This is a genomic window from Paenibacillus sp. J22R56, from assembly GCF_056269375.1.
Genome location: NZ_JBWDNV010000002.1, coordinates 125,447 through 142,564 on the forward strand (window position 1 = coordinate 125,447; position 17,118 = coordinate 142,564).

The 17,118-nt window shown below is 46.5% G+C and carries 19 protein-coding genes; 12 read left to right on the plus strand and 7 right to left on the minus strand.

The window, feature by feature from the left end; genetic code table 11:
* Positions 1-62: 62 nt before the first annotated feature.
* Complete coding sequence (gene tpx / locus AC0YNT_RS04340) at positions 63-581, minus strand: thiol peroxidase (RefSeq protein WP_475803515.1); 519 nt, start codon at positions 579-581, stop codon at positions 63-65.
* 98 nt (positions 582-679) lie between these two features.
* On the opposite strand from tpx, the gene AC0YNT_RS04345 reads away from it, so the two are divergent.
* Both AC0YNT_RS04345 and gltC read left to right on the plus strand, forming a co-directional pair.
* Complete coding sequence (locus tag AC0YNT_RS04345) at positions 680-1,327, plus strand: rhomboid family intramembrane serine protease (RefSeq protein WP_475803516.1); 648 nt, start codon at positions 680-682, stop codon at positions 1,325-1,327.
* Positions 1,328-1,360: 33 nt separating this feature from the next.
* Complete coding sequence (gltC, locus tag AC0YNT_RS04350) at positions 1,361-2,290, plus strand: glutamate biosynthesis transcriptional regulator GltC (protein WP_475803517.1); 930 nt, start codon at positions 1,361-1,363, stop codon at positions 2,288-2,290.
* 74 nt (positions 2,291-2,364) lie between these two features.
* Here the strand turns inward: gltC and AC0YNT_RS04355 are convergent, their stop codons facing one another.
* Both AC0YNT_RS04355 and AC0YNT_RS04360 read right to left on the minus strand, forming a co-directional pair.
* On the minus strand, positions 2,365-3,048 hold the full coding sequence (locus AC0YNT_RS04355) for a zinc metallopeptidase (RefSeq protein ID WP_167272125.1): 684 nt from the start codon (positions 3,046-3,048) through the stop codon (positions 2,365-2,367).
* A gap of 63 nt (positions 3,049-3,111) precedes the next feature.
* On the minus strand, positions 3,112-3,543 hold the full coding sequence (locus tag AC0YNT_RS04360) for a MerR family transcriptional regulator (RefSeq protein WP_167272127.1): 432 nt from the start codon (positions 3,541-3,543) through the stop codon (positions 3,112-3,114).
* Positions 3,544-3,894: 351 nt separating this feature from the next.
* Between AC0YNT_RS04360 and AC0YNT_RS04365 the strand changes: the two genes are divergently transcribed.
* Genes AC0YNT_RS04365 through AC0YNT_RS04375 form a run of 3 tightly spaced genes read left to right on the plus strand, consistent with a single transcriptional unit; the run spans position 3,895 to position 7,113 of the window.
* Positions 3,895-5,253 (plus strand): ammonium transporter, encoded by a 1,359-nt coding sequence (locus tag AC0YNT_RS04365; protein ID WP_167272131.1) that lies wholly within the window; start codon positions 3,895-3,897, stop codon positions 5,251-5,253.
* A 40-nt stretch (positions 5,254-5,293) separates the two neighbouring features.
* Positions 5,294-6,361, plus strand: a complete 1,068-nt coding sequence (locus AC0YNT_RS04370) for a DUF294 nucleotidyltransferase-like domain-containing protein (RefSeq protein WP_475803518.1) — start codon at positions 5,294-5,296, stop codon at positions 6,359-6,361.
* A 17-nt stretch (positions 6,362-6,378) separates the two neighbouring features.
* A complete protein-coding gene (locus AC0YNT_RS04375) occupies positions 6,379-7,113 on the plus strand; it encodes an exonuclease domain-containing protein (RefSeq protein WP_475803519.1) in 735 nt (244 codons plus the stop codon).
* Here AC0YNT_RS04375 and AC0YNT_RS04380 read toward each other — a convergent pair.
* Positions 7,099-7,518: a M67 family metallopeptidase gene (locus tag AC0YNT_RS04380; RefSeq protein WP_475803520.1), complete on the minus strand. Its 420-nt coding sequence runs from the start codon at positions 7,516-7,518 to the stop codon at positions 7,099-7,101. The two genes, AC0YNT_RS04375 and AC0YNT_RS04380, sit on opposite strands and share 15 nt — an antisense overlap.
* A 57-nt stretch (positions 7,519-7,575) precedes the next feature.
* The gene (locus tag AC0YNT_RS04385; RefSeq protein WP_475803521.1) at positions 7,576-8,781 is read right to left on the minus strand and encodes an MFS transporter; all 1,206 of its coding nucleotides are present in this window, start codon (positions 8,779-8,781) and stop codon (positions 7,576-7,578) included.
* Positions 8,782-8,916: 135 nt separating this feature from the next.
* Between AC0YNT_RS04385 and AC0YNT_RS04390 the strand changes: the two genes are divergently transcribed.
* The gene (locus tag AC0YNT_RS04390) at positions 8,917-9,450 is read left to right on the plus strand and encodes a TlpA family protein disulfide reductase (RefSeq protein WP_475803522.1); all 534 of its coding nucleotides are present in this window, start codon (positions 8,917-8,919) and stop codon (positions 9,448-9,450) included.
* A 73-nt stretch (positions 9,451-9,523) separates the two neighbouring features.
* Here the strand turns inward: AC0YNT_RS04390 and cimA are convergent, their stop codons facing one another.
* Positions 9,524-11,137, minus strand: coding sequence for a citramalate synthase (cimA, locus tag AC0YNT_RS04395; RefSeq protein WP_475803523.1), 1,614 nt, complete (start codon positions 11,135-11,137; stop codon positions 9,524-9,526).
* A 172-nt stretch (positions 11,138-11,309) separates the two neighbouring features.
* Here cimA and AC0YNT_RS04400 point away from each other — a divergent pair, with 172 nt between their 5' ends.
* Together AC0YNT_RS04400 and AC0YNT_RS04405 are read left to right on the plus strand one after the other, a co-directional pair.
* Positions 11,310-12,578, plus strand: a complete 1,269-nt coding sequence (locus AC0YNT_RS04400; RefSeq protein ID WP_475803524.1) for a DNA polymerase IV — start codon at positions 11,310-11,312, stop codon at positions 12,576-12,578.
* 149 nt (positions 12,579-12,727) lie between these two features.
* On the plus strand, positions 12,728-12,964 hold the full coding sequence (locus AC0YNT_RS04405) for a ferredoxin (protein ID WP_167272158.1): 237 nt from the start codon (positions 12,728-12,730) through the stop codon (positions 12,962-12,964).
* A gap of 70 nt (positions 12,965-13,034) precedes the next feature.
* Here the strand turns inward: AC0YNT_RS04405 and AC0YNT_RS04410 are convergent, their stop codons facing one another.
* Entirely contained in the window at positions 13,035-13,175 is a 141-nt protein-coding gene (locus tag AC0YNT_RS04410) for a hypothetical protein (RefSeq protein ID WP_167272088.1), read from the minus strand.
* 174 nt (positions 13,176-13,349) lie between these two features.
* Here AC0YNT_RS04410 and AC0YNT_RS04415 point away from each other — a divergent pair, with 174 nt between their 5' ends.
* The 4 genes from AC0YNT_RS04415 to AC0YNT_RS04430 all read left to right on the plus strand — a co-directional run bounded on the left by AC0YNT_RS04415 (position 13,350) and on the right by AC0YNT_RS04430 (position 17,098).
* Entirely contained in the window at positions 13,350-14,447 is a 1,098-nt protein-coding gene (locus AC0YNT_RS04415; RefSeq protein ID WP_475803525.1) for a quinone-dependent dihydroorotate dehydrogenase, read from the plus strand.
* Between the two features lie 17 nt (positions 14,448-14,464).
* Positions 14,465-15,268, plus strand: a complete 804-nt coding sequence (yjbM, locus tag AC0YNT_RS04420; RefSeq protein ID WP_475803526.1) for a GTP diphosphokinase — start codon at positions 14,465-14,467, stop codon at positions 15,266-15,268.
* A gap of 155 nt (positions 15,269-15,423) precedes the next feature.
* Positions 15,424-16,383, plus strand: coding sequence for an acetylxylan esterase (locus tag AC0YNT_RS04425; protein ID WP_475803527.1), 960 nt, complete (start codon positions 15,424-15,426; stop codon positions 16,381-16,383).
* Between the two features lie 139 nt (positions 16,384-16,522).
* The gene (locus AC0YNT_RS04430) at positions 16,523-17,098 is read left to right on the plus strand and encodes a xanthine phosphoribosyltransferase (protein ID WP_167272187.1); all 576 of its coding nucleotides are present in this window, start codon (positions 16,523-16,525) and stop codon (positions 17,096-17,098) included.
* Positions 17,099-17,118 lie beyond the last annotated feature (20 nt).

A 17,118-nucleotide genomic window follows, 5' to 3' on the forward strand; every position in this document is an offset into this window, starting at 1 on the left:
TCTAAGCGCGGTCGTACATCTTCGAACGGCCCCGATAGAGGTTTTCTCATGCGTATAGAAGTTTAGACAAGCGCTTTAACTGCGTTAATCGCTTGCTCGTAATTTGGATGTTCTGTCATTTCGGACAGATATTCAACGTATTGTACTTTATCATTCGCGTCGATGACGAAGATAGCACGCATATCAAGGCCGAATTCTTTTATGTAAACGCCATATGCCAGGCCGAAGTCATGCGATTTGAAGTCAGACAGCATAACCACTTTATCTACGCCTGCTGCACCACACCAGCGGGATTGAGCGAATGGTGTATCAACACTTACTGTCAACACGATAACATTGTCACCCAGTGAAGAAGCTTCTTCGTTGAAACGGCGAGTTTGCGCATCGCAAACACCTGTATCGATGGATGGGACAACGCTGATCAGTTTTACTTTACCTGCGAAATCTTTCAGGGAAACGGAGTCAACCAGCGATTTGTTGATTGTGAAATCAGGAGCTTGGTCTCCAACTTTGACTTCCGGACCGATTAATGTAATAGGATTGCCTTTAAATGCGGCAACGCCAGTGCGTTCTTGTGACATAATGATAATGTCCTCCTTCAATAGTTAAGGTTTGTAACAGGTTTAATTATAAGCTTTATGAATCGGCATTGTCCAATGGTTGGAAGGGGAGATTCGTAATGATTTTTTTAAGATATGAAAGCTTTCGCGGATATTTGCGTGCCTACCCGGTTACTTCCGTTATTATCGCGCTCAATCTTATTTATTTCATTGTGATCGCCTTTACGGGGGATACCAATAGTACAGTACATTTAATTGATTATGGTGCTTTCACCAGCTACGCGCCAGGAGATCCATTAGGGACCGATGAGCCGTGGCGATATGTCACTTCCATCTTTATGCATGCAGGTTTTCAGCATTTGCTGTTTAATATGTTCTCGGTGCTTGTGTTTGCACCTCCGCTGGAGAGATTATTGAAACCACTCAAATATGCGGTGTTTTATCTCTTATGCGGAATTCTAGGCAATGCCCTCAGTGCCGCTGTTTCCAGCCTTACAGATGATAAATGGTCAGGGCATGTGGCAGTAGGTGCTTCGGGCGCCATATACGGCGTTTACGGTGCTTTCCTGTTTATCTCATTGTTCCGTAAAGCATGGCTGGATGAGGCGTCAAGAAAAACGGTATATATGATATTAGGATTTGGTGTCGTCTACTCCATCGTAATCCCATCGATCGATTTGTGGGGACATGTAGGCGGCGGGCTTGCAGGGTTTTTGTTATACGGGTTATTAGATCGCGCTATGACTAAGAAGCGGCGCCGATATTAGAATCAGCATGGTCGGGAGAGATAAGGAGACATTATGGAACTACGTCAGCTTTATTATTTTGTAAAGGTTGCAAAAAAAGAACATGTGACGCAAGCGGCAGAAGAGCTGCATGTCGCGCAATCCGCGGTTAGTCGGCAAATCCACCAGCTCGAGGAAGAGCTGGGCGTCAAATTGTTTCTTCAGAAAGGACGCAATCTTCAGCTGACGCCTGTTGGCCAGTTGTTTCTTAAGCGCGCGGAAGTCATTCTAGAGGATCTGGAAAAGGCTGTTGTAGAGATACACGAGTTTATGGATCCTGAGAAGGGGGAGATTCGACTTGGTTTTCCTCACAGCCTAGGCGTATCTGTTGTCCCTCAAGTTGTCGCTGCATTCCGCAAGCTTCATCCCAATGTCAAATTCCGTTTTCGGCAGGGTATGTATCCGTCTCTGATTCGCGATATGGTTAAAGGCGAAATTGATCTGGCCTTTATCTCACCGTTTCCTGATGAACATGAGCATGTTTGTGGTCAAGTTTTGTTGACTGAGGAGCTGTATGCGATACTTCCTCCAAGTCATCCTTTAGCTGAAGAAGAAGAAATTGACCTTAACCAGTTAAAGGATGATACGTTTGTTATGTTCAGCGAAGGATATTCGCTGCGGCCAATCGTATGGGAGGCATGCCAAGAGGCAGGATTTACACCAAAGATCGGTTTTGAAGGTGAAGAGACGGAGACGATCCGAGGACTTGTCGCAGCTGGTATGGGAGTAAGTCTGCTGCCAGAGATGGCGCTGTATCATGCAGGGGTACTGCAGTCGGCAAAAGTTCGTGTGCGTTCACCTAGAGTCATGCGTAATATCGGCATCATTCATCGCTCGAATGAAAAGATGTCGCTTGTATCTAAAGTATTTCATAGCTTCCTGATCAACTATTTCAGTGAGCTGGAAGATAAAAAGGGGAAAACAAAAACGGTATCGCCTGAGTAGGCGATACCGTTTTTGTTTGTTGTCATCAACAGTATCGCCTGTAGGCGATTACCGTTTTTTACTAACTATGTGATTTAATCATCATCGCTCGATGTAAAGATCATGATGTATTTAACGAGCTCCAGTAAGGAGATCAGCGCTGCTGCCACATAAGTCAATGCGGCTGCGTTAAGCACTTTGGCGACGCCTCGTTCTTCTTCATTAGTAATAAAGCCCTCAGCGACCATCACATCACGTGCTCGATTACTTGCGTTGAACTCTACCGGTAAAGTGATAACTTGGAAAGCAACGGCTACGGAGAAGAAGATGATGCCGAGACCAACCAGATTCATCGCATGGAACAGGAACCCTGCAATTAGCAGGAATGGTGCAATACCGGATGCGATGTTCACGACTGGGAAGATACGGTGGCGAAGCACCAGCATCGGATAATGTACTTTGTGCTGAATCGCATGCCCAACTTCGTGACAGGCAACAGCAACAGCGGAAATGGAGCTTTCATAATATACCTGCTCAGACAATCTTACAACGCGGTGGATTGGATCATAATGGTCCGACAACGTGCCGCGCACAGGTTCGATTGGTACATCATGTAAGTCGTTGGCGTCCAGCATACGTCTTGCAGCTTGGTAGCCGGTCAATCCATAATTCGTTTGAACGCCGGCCCATCTGTTGAACGTTCCTTTCACCCGGAATTGCGCCCATATGGATAGAGCGAAGGCAATCAGGATGAGGAAGTCCATGGGGTGAAAAAACATGTGATCATACCTCCAATAGAATGTTTAAGGTTGCGGGCAGTTTTGTATCGATGGGACAAATGCTCACATGAACGGTCCCTTATTAATAAGAAGCATTAATGCTTCGATACAAGCTGCTGTTTGGGGCATGAGGCGCGTATACAAGCGATTTGCTTGTCTCGGCTTCAGCTGTTTGAGGACAGGCTCGAGTTCCTTGACCTCACGTTCCAGCTGCGACAGGTGATGCTGGAGATCTGTCAGCTTCTGAGACACCTGCTCCTCGGCCGTAACCTTGCTCCAGCCATCCAAAGCTTCCCTAATTTCATCTAACGTATATTTTTCTTGCTTCATTTGTTCGATACGTTTAAGCCGGACTAAAGTTTCATCTTGATATAAGCGATAGTTTTTGGCGGAACGCTCCGATGGTTCTATTAGTCCCATGGAAGTATAATAATCAATCGTTCGTGAGCTGACATTCGCTAGTTTGGCAAGCTCGCCTATTCGATAAAGCTTCATATCCCCAAATCCTCCACCTTCTTTCTATATACTATCCCTTAATCATAATCGGAAACTAACCATACAGTCAAACGTGTTACATGAATGTACAAATTTCTCTTAATTAATTGTTAATAATAGAAACTGATTCCAAAGTAATAGACTCAAAATGCGAAGAATATATATGCCGTAGAACCAATTCCCTAGGTCATTTGTGAAAAAACTTAACATTCGGATCGTTTTAAGACACGAACGTTAGATTTTTTTTCAAAAATAGAAGATTATATATTGTCAAACTAGGTGCTTCTGACTATAATGACATTAAGTCTTTCCTAACATGTTAGTAAACATCACATTAAGGGAGTGGTCGTATTGATTAAGAAAATGGTGTTAACTTTAGGAGCATTATGTTTAGTATTCCCGGCAATGGCATTTGCCGATGATCCAACAGCTGGAACACTTAACATGGGAATCAACTCTCTATGGGTAATGGTAGCATTCGTGCTCGTATTGCTCATGCAAGGCGGCTTCATTCTATTAGAAACAGGCTCCACTCGAATGAAGAATGCAGGTCACGTAGCTGGTAAGACAATCTTCACAGCTGGTCTTGCTGCATTGATCTTCTGGGCAGTTGGTTATGGCTTTGCATTTGGTGCAGATAGTTCCATTAGTGAATTCATTGGATTCGGTGATTTCCTCTTCGATCCTTCTATTGTAAGTGTGGATGATGGACTTCCTACTACATTATTCTTCTTGTTCCAACTTGCATTTGCTACCGTATCACTCTCGATCGCATGGGGTGGATTTGCGGAACGTGCTAAATTGTCTTCTTACTTTATCTTCACAATTATCTTCATTGGTGTTATCTATCCTATCGTGGCTCACTGGATCTGGGGCGGCGGCTGGCTTGCAAAAGACGGCGCACAAGATTTCGCTGGTTCCACAGTTGTTCACTTGTCTGGTGCACTTGCAGCATTCGCGGCAACAGTACTCTTGAAACCGCGTATTGGCAAGTTCAATAAAGATGGCTCTGCAAACGAAATTTCCGGTCATAACCAAGTGTTTACAGCTCTGTCTGTATTGCTCCTCTGGGTAGGTTGGTTCGGCTTCAATGCTGGTAGTACTTTGGGAATTGGCGATGGCTTCTTTGGTTATGTTGGTTTCACAACGATGCTGGGTGCAGGCGCTGGTGCAGTGGCAGCTCTTCTGATCTCCTGGGCAGTTAATGGCAAAGCGGACATTACTACAATGTTGAATGGTACACTTGCTGGTCTGGTAGCTATTACAGCATCTTGTGCATTCGTAGAGCCTTGGGCAGCAGTTGTTATCGGTCTGGTAGCAGGCGTGCTTGTATTCTACAGTGCAAAATTCTTCGAAAAAATCAAAGTCGACGATCCAATCTACGCAATGTCCGTACACGGCGCTGCCGGTATCTGGGGTACGCTGGCTAACGGTATCTTTGCAACAGATGAGCTTGCTACTAAAGTAGGCGTTGGTCAAGGTGGTTTGATTGATACAGGCAGCTGGCACCAATTAGGTGTTCAAGCACTGTCGGTTGCAGTGTGCGGTGCATTCGTACTTGCTGCATCGTTCCTTGTCCTTGTAATTATCAAAGCTGTAATCGGCTTCCGTGTTACAGAAGAGCAAGAGATTATTGGTCTTGACCTGAGTGAGCATGGCGCTTATGGTTATCCTGAGCAACTTAAAAAAGGTCAAGGCATCCAAGGTTAATGCTAGTATTGTTGGACTGACCTGAGGGGAGAGGCGGCGGATGGGCGATCCGGTATGTGTGCAGCTTCTGAAGCAAATCGGCAAAGCCGATAATGTGAATGTACTGCGCAGTTTGCGGGATCAAGTACACGAGCATATGAAAGGTATTCTCCAGATGAGTCCGGTCGAACAATTCAACGAACAATTAAATGAGCTGCATGATTCGGTTATATGCCGCTCTATCATACTAGCGGAAGCGGAAATGGCACGGTTGGGGATGGGTTCTCCCCCCGTGCCTTACGCGTATCTATTGTTCGGCAGCGGAGGACGTCAGGAACAGACGCTGTCGAGTGATCAAGACAGCGGCATTGTTTTTGAGGACTCCGTCAACGATTCGGAGGAGGCCAAGGCTTATTTTCAGCAATTAACCTTAATCATCGTCTCGAACCTGCAGCAATCCGGTTATCCGCTATGCGAAGGTAATGTGCTTAGTAATAACCCGGAGTGGTGCATGTCGTTATCCGAATGGAAGGTCAAGCTGAATGGCTGGTTCGCAGAACCGGCTTGGGAAGCCGTTCGATACTTGTTAATCATGGCAGATGGAAGATCGGTATACGGTGATCATCGTCTTGCTTTTGAACTCAAAGATCATTACTTCAATAATATGATTGATTATCCTAACATTATAAGACGTATGCTTGATAATACGATGCGTCATAAAGTGCTGCTAGGATTGTTTGGTCATTTGCTTAAGGAACAATACGGATCGGATGCTGGGAGTCTTGATATTAAATACGGTGCGTATATTCCGCTTGTGAATGCTATTCGATTGCTGGCAATTCAAGCGGGTATTCGTGATACCTCAACACTTTCGCGTATCCGCAGACTTGCCATGCATAATGAATTGGAATCGGATGAAGCAGCCGGCTCTGAACAGGCATTTCGTCTCTTTCTTCGCCTTCGGCTCATGACAACCGAGCAGAACGAGGATGGATTGTATGCGAACAATGGTAAGTTGTCCAGCCGGAATTTATCTAGAGAAATGACCGAAGAGCTGAAGAGTGCGCTTAGGCATGGCAAAAGGCTGCAGCGCAAGGTGTTTAAACGTATAACGGGAAGGCTCATGTAAGGCGGTGGTGAAGGATAATGAAAGAACCAAAAGGCGTCGGGCGGATGTGGAACTTATATAAAATGGGTGGTTTCACGCCTGCAATAGCTTCCATGATGGGCTCGCAAAATGCGCAGCAGATGGCCTTTATACGTTCTATGAACAAGGAGCAACGCAAAGGGTCCTTACTGGATATGCCGCTTAAGGAGCTGGACATTGCTGTATTTGATTTAGAGACGACTGGATTCTATCCCTCGAATGGCGACGAGATTATATCATTTGGAGCGGTTCATATGAAGGGGGCAGAGCTGCGGGAGTCTGAGCAGTTTTATAGTCTCGTTAATCCAAAGCGCCGAGTTCCTAAACAAATTATTGAATTAACAGGCATAACGAACGAGATGGTGCAGGATGCGCCGGAGTTGATGCAGGTTTTACATGATTTCATGGAGTTTCTCGGGAGGAGACTGCTGCTTGCGCATGCTGCAGGACATGACAAACAGTTTCTAAACGCTGCTTTATGGCGTACTTCCAAAATAAGCTTAAATCATCGTGTGTTGGATACGATGCTTGTTGCGAAATGGCTGGAGCCAAAGCGCTCTTCTTATGCACTGGATGACCTGCTTGAGGACTATGGCATTCCGATAACAGAACGTCACCATGCGCTGCATGATTCCATGATGACGGCTATGCTGTGGCAGAAATTTCTCGTTCAAATACTAGATCGGAATATAACAACTCTTGGTGACTTGTATGCTTACTTAAGTAAGCATTAGAGCAAGCGGAGTGAAGCCTTGTTCATAAAGCCGATAAGGCTGGACAATATTACCTATAGAGATAATCCAATAGGAGATCTGACGATCGGAAGCTGGAAAGCCAAGCAAGTCTTGCTTGGAAGGTACAGCTGAGGAGGTTGGATGCGAGTGGAAAAAACCGACGAGTGTTTGTCGGTTTTTTTGCATGTCGTAATAGATGGATATCCATTCACCAGGATGAAAGCTGAAGGAGCGTGTAGGCTCAGGGTGGATGTTCGTGATTGGCAAAATAGACGTAACGATTGAAGGTTCACTCTGGGAAGCAGACATACCTGCAAGTACGCCGCAGGCTTCATGAGGCAAAGCTTGCTGGCAAACGCTCAATAAGTGATCATAAGCTTCCTTGGTTATCGCGATCTTTTCCATCTCATAAACGCTCCTTCCTGCAATTGTATAGCTCATTATACAGGGGGCAAGAAGGAGTTAGCTAGCTGGATTAGCTGTTTTCTCGGGGTGGAGCAATCGAATGGCGAATAGGAGTGCTGCAATAGCCAGAACAGCTAACAGGATAAATAGTGCAGTTACAGATCGATCGGCCAGCCAACTGAACAGTGGAGGCCCGGCAGCAACGCCAAAAAATCGGAGGCTGCTGTAAAACGAAGTAACGATTCCTCGATGGGACCGGTCCACACAGCCTGTAATCCAGGTGTTAAGGCAAGGGAGAAGCAGCCCTGTACCAATGCTGCTTATTGTAATAAACCCGATAAAGAGGTAGATGACCCAGTAACTGAATAGACAGCCAATTAACGCGGCACTCATGAGCGATAATCCGATCAGGATAAAACGGCGCATTTTTTTGCCGTCTTTTTTGATACTATGTCCGGTCAGATAAGCCGTAATCACAAGGCCAAGCAGTGGTATGGCAAGAATACAGCCTTTCCATACACCTTCAATGGAGTAGGGGGGCTTCTCGAGAATATCTGATAAATAGACCAATACTCCAAACAGCAGGAATAAACCCAGTGCTCCTGTACAATAGGCGGTGATGAGCCAGCGGCCTTTTTCCCGGAATATTTTTTTCATATCAGATAAATATTGTTTGAGCTTTAAGGGTTCGGATTCAGATTTGGGCTCCTTGATGAAGAACCATACAGCAGCAAGTGAAGCGGCGCAGAAGATCGGAAAAGCGAAAAATGGCGCATACCAAATAATCATAGCTAGAAGCGAACCGAGGATTGGACTAACGACTTTACCTGCACCATTTGAGGCCTCAACAATGCCCAGAGCTTCACTTTCCTCTCCATCCTTATACATATCGCCAACAAGCGCCATGGCAATCGGAGCTGTTCCGGCTGCTGCCATCCCTTGTATGATTCTGGAGATGACGAGGAGCCAATAAGATCCCCAAACCGCAGCAAAGCCTGCCAGAATACCAGCGGCGCCGTATACAGCGAGGGCGGGTATAATGATGATTTTTCTACGGAAACGATCGGATAAATAACCGATAGCTGGTATGAAAATAGCTGCGCTGACCGAAAATAGAGTGATAATAAGGCTGGATTGAAGCTCCGAAATCTCCATCTTCTTGGCTAAGTCAGGCAAGATTGGGACGAGCATTGAATTGCCAAGCACAAGGACGAGTGGAACAGAAGCAAAGGCGATATATTGCAGCCATTTGTGTTCGGCCATAAAAAAGCATCCTCCGATCTTGATGTTGGACATTTTGTCGATTTCTTGGCTAATGTGCCCTCTCGCTTGAGCTTCCATTCCTCGCCGTGTTACGATAGGTATAATATAGAAAAGAATGATGAAAGAAGGGACACCATGAAGCGCGCTACGATGCTGTTTATCGCAGCTTTTGTATTAGCAGGTTTAGCGGTGTATCAATACGTCGCAAAAGATGAATCAAGCGTTACTGCGGCTGCTGCAGGCTTTAAGCCAAAGGCAGGATCTGAGGCGGTAACTTTCGAATTGCCTGGACTAGATGAAAAAAATTATGCGATTGGAGGCAAGCAGGACAAGCTGACCTTCGTTAATTTCTGGGCATCCTGGTGTGGACCATGTGAGCTTGAAGCACCGGATTTGCAAACCTTATATGAGAAATACGGGGATAAGATCGCCTTTTATGGTGTGAATGCTACAAAGTTCGACAAGGAACGGGCAGCGAGGCAGTTTGTGGACGATCATGAATTTACATTCCCGATCCTAATGGACCGGAAAGGCGATGTCACAAATATATACAAAGTGGATACCTTCCCAACGACATTCCTCATTGATTCTTCCGGTGTCATTCGGGAACGGATTAATGGAGTTATCACGATAAAAGAATGGGAACGGCTTATCGAGCAATACAGCTGATTATCCAACAACAAAAACGGTCGTGCGGGTTAAAAACCTGCACGACCGTTTTTGTTGTTATTGGATTCTTAAATTAATGATTTACGACACCCAGTCGTTCAATGTTATCGGTCGGGGCCGTGTTGGATTTCTCCATGTTAAGCAGAGCATAACGGATACTGTCCACTAAAGCTTCCCAGCTTGCTTCAATGACGTTACTGGAGACACCTACCGTGCTCCAAGTGTTCTCGACATTGGAGGATTCTACAAGTACACGTACCTTAGCTGCCGTAGCATCTTTTTCATCAAATACGCGAACCTTATAGTCGGATAAATGAATCTCTTCGATCTTTGGATAGAACTGGACAAGTGCTTTACGCAGTGCGTTATCCAGCGCATTGACCGGTCCGTTGCCTTCTGCAGCGGTATAGACTTGCTGTCCGTCAACGTTCAGCTTCACAATTGCTTCCGAGTTCATTTGACCTTTGGCGTTTTCCATCAGCACTTTGAATGATTCGACTTTAAACACTTCAACTGTTTCGCCGAATGCTCGGCGGAGAAGAAGTTCGAGGGAGGCATCTGCTGCTTCAAATTGGTAGCCTTGATGCTCGAGTTCCTTGATATGGTCCATAATGGCTTTGGTTTGATCATTGTTCGAGTTAATATCAAGACCAAGCGATTGTGCCTTAGAAATAATATTCGATTGGCCAGCAAGCTCGGAAACAAGAATACGCTGCTTATTGCCAACAAGCTCTGGCTGAATATGCTCGTATGTCTTGGAATCCTTCATGATCGCAGATACGTGAATACCGCCTTTGTGAGCGAAAGCTGCGTTGCCGACATAGGCTTGGCCAACCGGCATGTTCACATTAGCGATTTCACTGATGTAGCGTGCTGTTCCCGTTAATGTGCGAAGCTTGTCTTCCGGTAGTACATCATAACCCATCTTTATTTGAAGATTTGGAATGATGGAGCAAAGATTTGCGTTACCGCAGCGTTCGCCATAACCGTTAATTGTGCCTTGCACTTGACGGGCGCCCGCTTGAATAGCTGCTAAAGAGTTGGCTACAGCCAGCTCGCAGTCGTTGTGGGTATGTATGCCAATAGGTGCCGTCAATTCTCGGCGGATTCTGCTGACAATGTCGTGAATCTCACCTGGCAAGGTACCGCCGTTTGTGTCACAAAGAACGAGCCAGTCTGCACCAGCTTCTTGTGCTTTACGCAATACAGCTACCGCATATTCGGGATTGTTCTTGTAGCCATCGAAGAAATGCTCGGCATCAAATAACGCTTCCATACCTTTATGTTTCAAATAAGCGATGGAATCGAATACCATGGCCAAGTTTTCTTCAAGCGTTGTTTGAAGAGCGGTATGCACATGGAAATCCCAAGATTTGCCGACAAGTGTAGCTGCCGGAACTCCGGATTCAGCGATACGTACAAGGGAAGAGTCTTGTTCAGCCAGGCTGAATTTGCGGCGTGTGCTTCCGAATGCCGTAATTTTCGCTTGAATGTTCATGGTTTTAATGCGTTGGAAAAACTCAATATCCTTGCTGTTGCTGCCTGGATTCCCGCCTTCAATATAATGAACGCCGAGAGCGTCAAGTTTTTGAGCAATCTTCAACTTATCATCCGCTGACAGGCTAATCCCTTCGCCTTGCGTACCGTCGCGCAGCGTAGTGTCAAATATTGTTATGGGTGTAGTCATAGCCGGGACGCCTCCTTCTTAACTGATCGCCTTCACAAATATAATTAACTATTATAACACTTGTTGATTAGAATGTAGAGGGGAGCATGCAATTTTTTTACGTCTGAATCGGATTTGACGCACCTTCCTGCAGAGCGGTATGCTGGGAAGAGTAGGAAGGTGATTACAGGCTATGGCGGACGTACACAAAAATTATCCGGCCAAAGGGCGCGTCATTCTTCATTTGGATATGAATGCATTCTACTGCTCCGTACATGAAGCGGAGGAGCCTGAGAAGTATAAAGGCAAGCCAACGGCCGTAGCTGGCAGCGTTGAGCTCCGCAAAGGAATTATTGTCACCTGTTCGTATGCTGCTAGAAGTAAAGGTGTTAAGACCGGTATGACAGTTAGGCAGGCGATGAAGATCTGTCCGGGACTCATTATTATTCAGCCCGATTTCGATCTGTACCGCAAATATTCACGCGGCTTTATGAGTATCGCAAAGGAATACACACCATTAATGGAACCGATCTCGATTGACGAATGTTACTTGGATATTACAGGGTCCAAAATATTTGGCTCGCCGCTCGATATTGCTGAAACGCTGCAGAAGAGAATTGCCGATGAATGGACACTTCCATGCTCGATTGGTGTGGCTCCTAATAAGCTGCTTGCCAAGATGGCTTCTGATATGAAGAAGCCTAACGGACTAACCGTGCTCCGTCTTCGGGATGTGCCGCAGGTATTATGGGATAAACCTTGTGATGTGCTTCATGGGATTGGGAAGAAGACAGCCGATAAGCTGGAACGGCTGCGGATACGAACGATTGGTCAGCTTGCTGCGGCAGACGAAGAGCTGTTAATCCGTCAATTTGGCACCTATGGTTCCTGGATGAAATCAGCGGCGCATGGCATTGACCATTCTGAAGTTCGTGCAGATCGGGAGCAAAGCAAGTCAATCGGGCATACAACCACTCTTCCCTACGATGTAACGGTCCGGGAAGATGCTCACCGAATCATGCTTAATCTAGCGGATCAGACAGCCCGCAGGCTGCGCCGGAAGAAGCTGATGGCATCTACTGTCCAGATCACCATCCGGAAGCCGGATATGACGACTATAACGCGTTCCAGCACGCTTCGTTCCCCAACCCATTCAACAGATATCATTTATCATGAAGCCTGCCGGTTGTTTGATGTGCATTGGCCAGTTAATGAGCCTGCCCGTCTGCTCGGAGTTACGCTGCAGAACTTAACGGCAGAAGAAGAGACGGTTGTCCAGCTTGATTTGTTTGACTACGAGCAGCAGCCGCGTAAGGAAGCCTTGACCAAAACGATGGATGTCCTGCGTGACAAATTTGGCGAGAATGCAGTGCTTACTGCAGGGATGCTAGGCGATGATCCATCAGCTCTAATTCGCAATAAACGTTTGCGTGGAACTTCGCTTCAAAAGGATGAAATGTAAGAAATGCCTAAGGATAGCTTGTTGCCAAGGTGGAGTGTTTGTTATATATTGATGAGTGAAGGTTTACACTATTTATAGCGAGCGGCATACAAGCATTAACGTTTGCTGCACACATTTTTAATGTATATTTTTTGTGGGAGGGAATACCAATGGCTAAATTTACATGGGTAGAGAAAGACACCTGTATCGCTTGCGGAGCTTGTGGCGCTACAGCACCAGATATTTATGATTACGACGATGAAGGTATCGCTGAAGTTATTTACGCGAACGACGGCAACCACGGTAATACAGAAATTCCTGAAGATCTGTACGATGACCTGCAAGATGCTTGCGATGGCTGCCCAACAGATTCGATCAAGATTGCTGACGATCCGTTTAATATGTAAGCTTGAAATAATAAACTCCATGCTGCTGCAGCTTAATGCTGTCAGGCATGGAGTTTTTTTGTGTGCTTGTCTATTGATTGACGATGAGAAGGACGGCAACGGCGGCAATAATGACAACCACGACTGCCCCGATCCAAGCGAGCGCCTTGACATTTACCTCTTCTTTTGGCTTCGTTTTCATAGCAGGTGCTTTCCGTTTGGCTGTGCTCATCAACAATCAACCTTTCCATGGAAAAATGGTTACCAATATAAACCCATTGTAATCGTTTTCTCGTACTGCCGCAATAACGAATAGGCCTTTCGTATCGCTGTCGCCCTTTTCTTTTTCCTATAAAAAAGATAAACTGTCAGATAGAACAGACAACTTGAAACGGAGTGTGTAACCTTGCTTTATTCTTCAATTCTTAAACCTATATTCTTTCAGATGGATCCAGAGAAAGCCCATCATCTTGTCATAGACGGATTACATACTGCCGGCCGTGTGCCAGGCATGAACAACATGCTGCACGCAATGTACGGCGTCACGGAGGCACCTGAGCTTGCCGTTGATCTCTTTGGCATTCATTTCCCTCATCCAGTCGGCTTGGCCGCGGGACTTGATAAGAACGGTGTAGCTGCTGACGGGTTCTCCAGCATTGGGTTTGGATTCGCTGAAGTAGGGACGGTAACACCAAAAGGACAACAGGGCAATGAATTGCCGAGACTCTTCCGTCTGCCCTCTGACGAAGCACTTATTAACCGGATGGGCTTTAATAATGAAGGTGCCGAGGCGATGGCTCGCAAGCTTTCACAGCGCCGGATCAACCGGATTCCGATTGCAGTGAATGTCGGGAAGAACAAAGCGACACCAAATGAACGGGCTCACGAAGATTACCGTTCATGCATACAAGTGTTATATCCGTATGGCGATTTCTTCGTTGTGAATATTAGTTCTCCTAATACACCGGATTTACGCGCGCTTCAGCATGGCGACGAGCTGCGTACGCTTCTTGGCGAGGTGTTGGAGGAAATCGGGCTTCAAGCGTCGAAATTAGGTAGCAAAGCAAAGCCGGTTCTTGTGAAGATTGCTCCTGATATGACGGACGAGCAGCTAGAGCTTACTGTCTCGACCATTAAAGAGAGCGGCGTATCGGGCATTATTGCATCGAATACGACGATTTCGCGGGACGGACTTACGCATGCAAATGCGAAGGAAATGGGCGGATTAAGTGGAGCTCCGCTGCGTGAGCGCTCAACCGAGGTTGTGCGAGCGGTATACCGACAGACGGAGGGCAAGCTTCCGATTATAGGATCGGGCGGCATCTTTACAGCGGATGACGCATACGATAAAATCCGCGCCGGAGCCTCGCTCGTAGAGATCTATACCGCGCTTATCTATAAAGGTCCAGGGGTGCTCCGCGAACTGACGAACGGCTTGAAAGAAAAATTGCGTAAAGACGGCCACCGCAACATATCGGAGGCAGTAGGCGCAGATCATCGATAAGAACAGGAGGCGGCCGGATGGATGGCAGAGATTGGAATCTTTTTTTGCAGCCTTATGAGCAAGCAGTAGAAGAATTGAAAGTGAAATTAAAGACAATGCGGGTCGAGCTTAAGATGCGGGAAGCGTATGCCCCGATCGAGTTTGTTACCGGTAGAGTGAAGAAAGTATCCAGTATACTGGAAAAGGCGAGGCGGCTGAACGTTCCTGCGGATCAATTGGAAAAGGGGATCGAGGATATTGCGGGCATTCGCATTATGTGCCAATTCGTAGACGATATACACCGTGTTGCAGGTTTCATCCGGACGCGTAAGGATTTAACCCTCGTTTACGAGAAGGACTATATAACGAATTACAAGGACAGCGGCTACCGAAGCTACCATATGATTGTGGAATATCCGGTACAAACGGCACTCGGACAGAAATTCGTACTCGCTGAAATTCAGATTCGGACGCTAGCCATGAACTTCTGGGCTACCATCGAGCATTCGCTGAATTATAAGTACAAGGAAAGTCTGCCAGAGGATGTGCGTGAACGGCTAAAGACAGCATCAGAAGCCGCATTCCTGCTGGATACTGAGATGTCGAGCATTCGTCATGAAATTCTGGATGCGCAGCGTGACTTCGAGGAGCGCTCCAATGTGGTGTCGAAGGTGCTGAGCTCGATTCAGGATTTGTATTATTATCACCGGGTGAGAGAAGCGGCTCAATTCCAGATGAAATTTAACGAATTGTTTGAGCAGGAAGATTTATATGGACTCAAGCAGCTCTCGGTTGATATAGAAGGGGCCATCTTACGGGCCAAAAAGAATAATCAGACATAACGAAGTCCCGTGTCCTGCTTTCTAGCAGGATGCGGGGCTTTTTGGTTTTTAGGGCTGATAGATAGCTCCAATTGGGGCTTGTCAATGAACAATGATCATGCGAATATGGAATTGGTTGAGAAGATTTGCCATACGAAGATGGAGGGAAGAATAAAATGCCGCTTGTTGATATGCCTTTAGAACAGCTGTACAGCTATAAAGGACGTAACCCTCGTCCGGAAGATGTTGATGCTTATTGGGAGCGCGCCCTCGAAGAGATGCGTGCTGTTGACCCGCAAATTGAACTTATCCCTAGCAGCTTCCAAGTACCTTTTGCCGACTGCTTCGATCTGTATTTCACAGGTGTACGAGGCGCTAGAATTCATGTCAAATACGTTCGGCCAAAACATGCAGCAGAGCCTCATCCAGCCATTGTACAGTTTCACGGTTATTCCTGGCATGCTGGTGACTGGTCCGATAAGCTGAACTATGCCGCTCTTGGATATTCGGTGTTTGCAATGGATTGCCGTGGACAAGGCGGAGGTTCAGAGGATACAGGCGGGGTAAAAGGGACAACGCTTAACGGGCATATTATTCGCGGTTTGGATGGTCATCAGGATAATCTGCTTATGCGTCATATTTTCCTCGATACAGCACAGCTTGCTGGTATTGCTATGAATATGCCGGAGGTTGATCCGGACCGAGTGGGGGCTATGGGCGGCTCGCAAGGTGGTGCATTGACGCTGGCCTGCGCTTCGCTTGAACCTCGTATTCGGCGTCTGGCTCCTGTATATCCATTCCTTAGCGATTATAAGCGAGTGTGGGAAATGGATTTGGCGAAGGATGCCTATGCGGAGCTGAAAACCTACTTCCGTCACTTTGATCCACGACATGAGCGTGAAGATGAGGTATTCGAAAAGCTTGGTTATATCGATCTTCAGCATCTAACCGGCCGCATTAAAGGCGATGTGCTCATGACGGTTGGTCTGGCCGATACGATTTGCCCGCCATCGACACAATTTGCTGCGTACAATAACATTACTTCACCTAAGTCCGTTGATATTTATCCGGATTACGGTCATGAACATATTCCGGAAGTATCTGACCGGACGCTTCAATTCATGCTTGGATTATAATAGAGAAGGAGGTTGTCCATCTGGGTAATCTCCTTTCTTATTTGGATTTGCTGTCATCATGCCTGCTGCCTACTTGCGAACTTCCTGATTTCCGAGTAGTCTCAATATATAAGATTTGAGCAGGAGGGTTTGTGCGGTTATGAAAGCTTTACAGGATAAAATTCGTGAGGAAGGGATCGTACTCAGTGATACAGTACTGAAGGTCGATTCCTTCCTGAATCATCAGGTGGATGCTCAATTAATGTGGGAGATCGGCCAATGTTTTGCTGCTGCATATGAAGGCGAAGGGATAACGAAAGTGTTGACGCTGGAATCGTCCGGCATCGCGCCGGCTGTCATGACAGCTCTTGCCCTTCAGGTACCGCTTGTATTCGCGCGGAAGCAGAAGTCGCTGACACTTCGTGATGATCTGTATGTTGAAGAGGTCTATTCCTTCACGAAGCAGGTGAAGAGCGAGGTAGCCATTTCACGTAAATTTTTGTCGTCAGGGGAACGCGTGTTGATCATTGATGACTTTCTCGCGTATGGTGAAGCGGCTTTTGGCATGGCTAGAATTATTGAGACAGCTGGAGCTAGTGTTGCCGGGATCGGAATTGTCATTGAGAAGTCGTTCCAGAATGGTGCGGATCGGTTGAAGGAAGCGGGATACCGAGTTGATTCGCTTGCCAGAATCTCTGTTCTTTCTCCGGATGGCATTCAATTTGTAGAGGAATAAGCCATACAAAAAAAACTTGC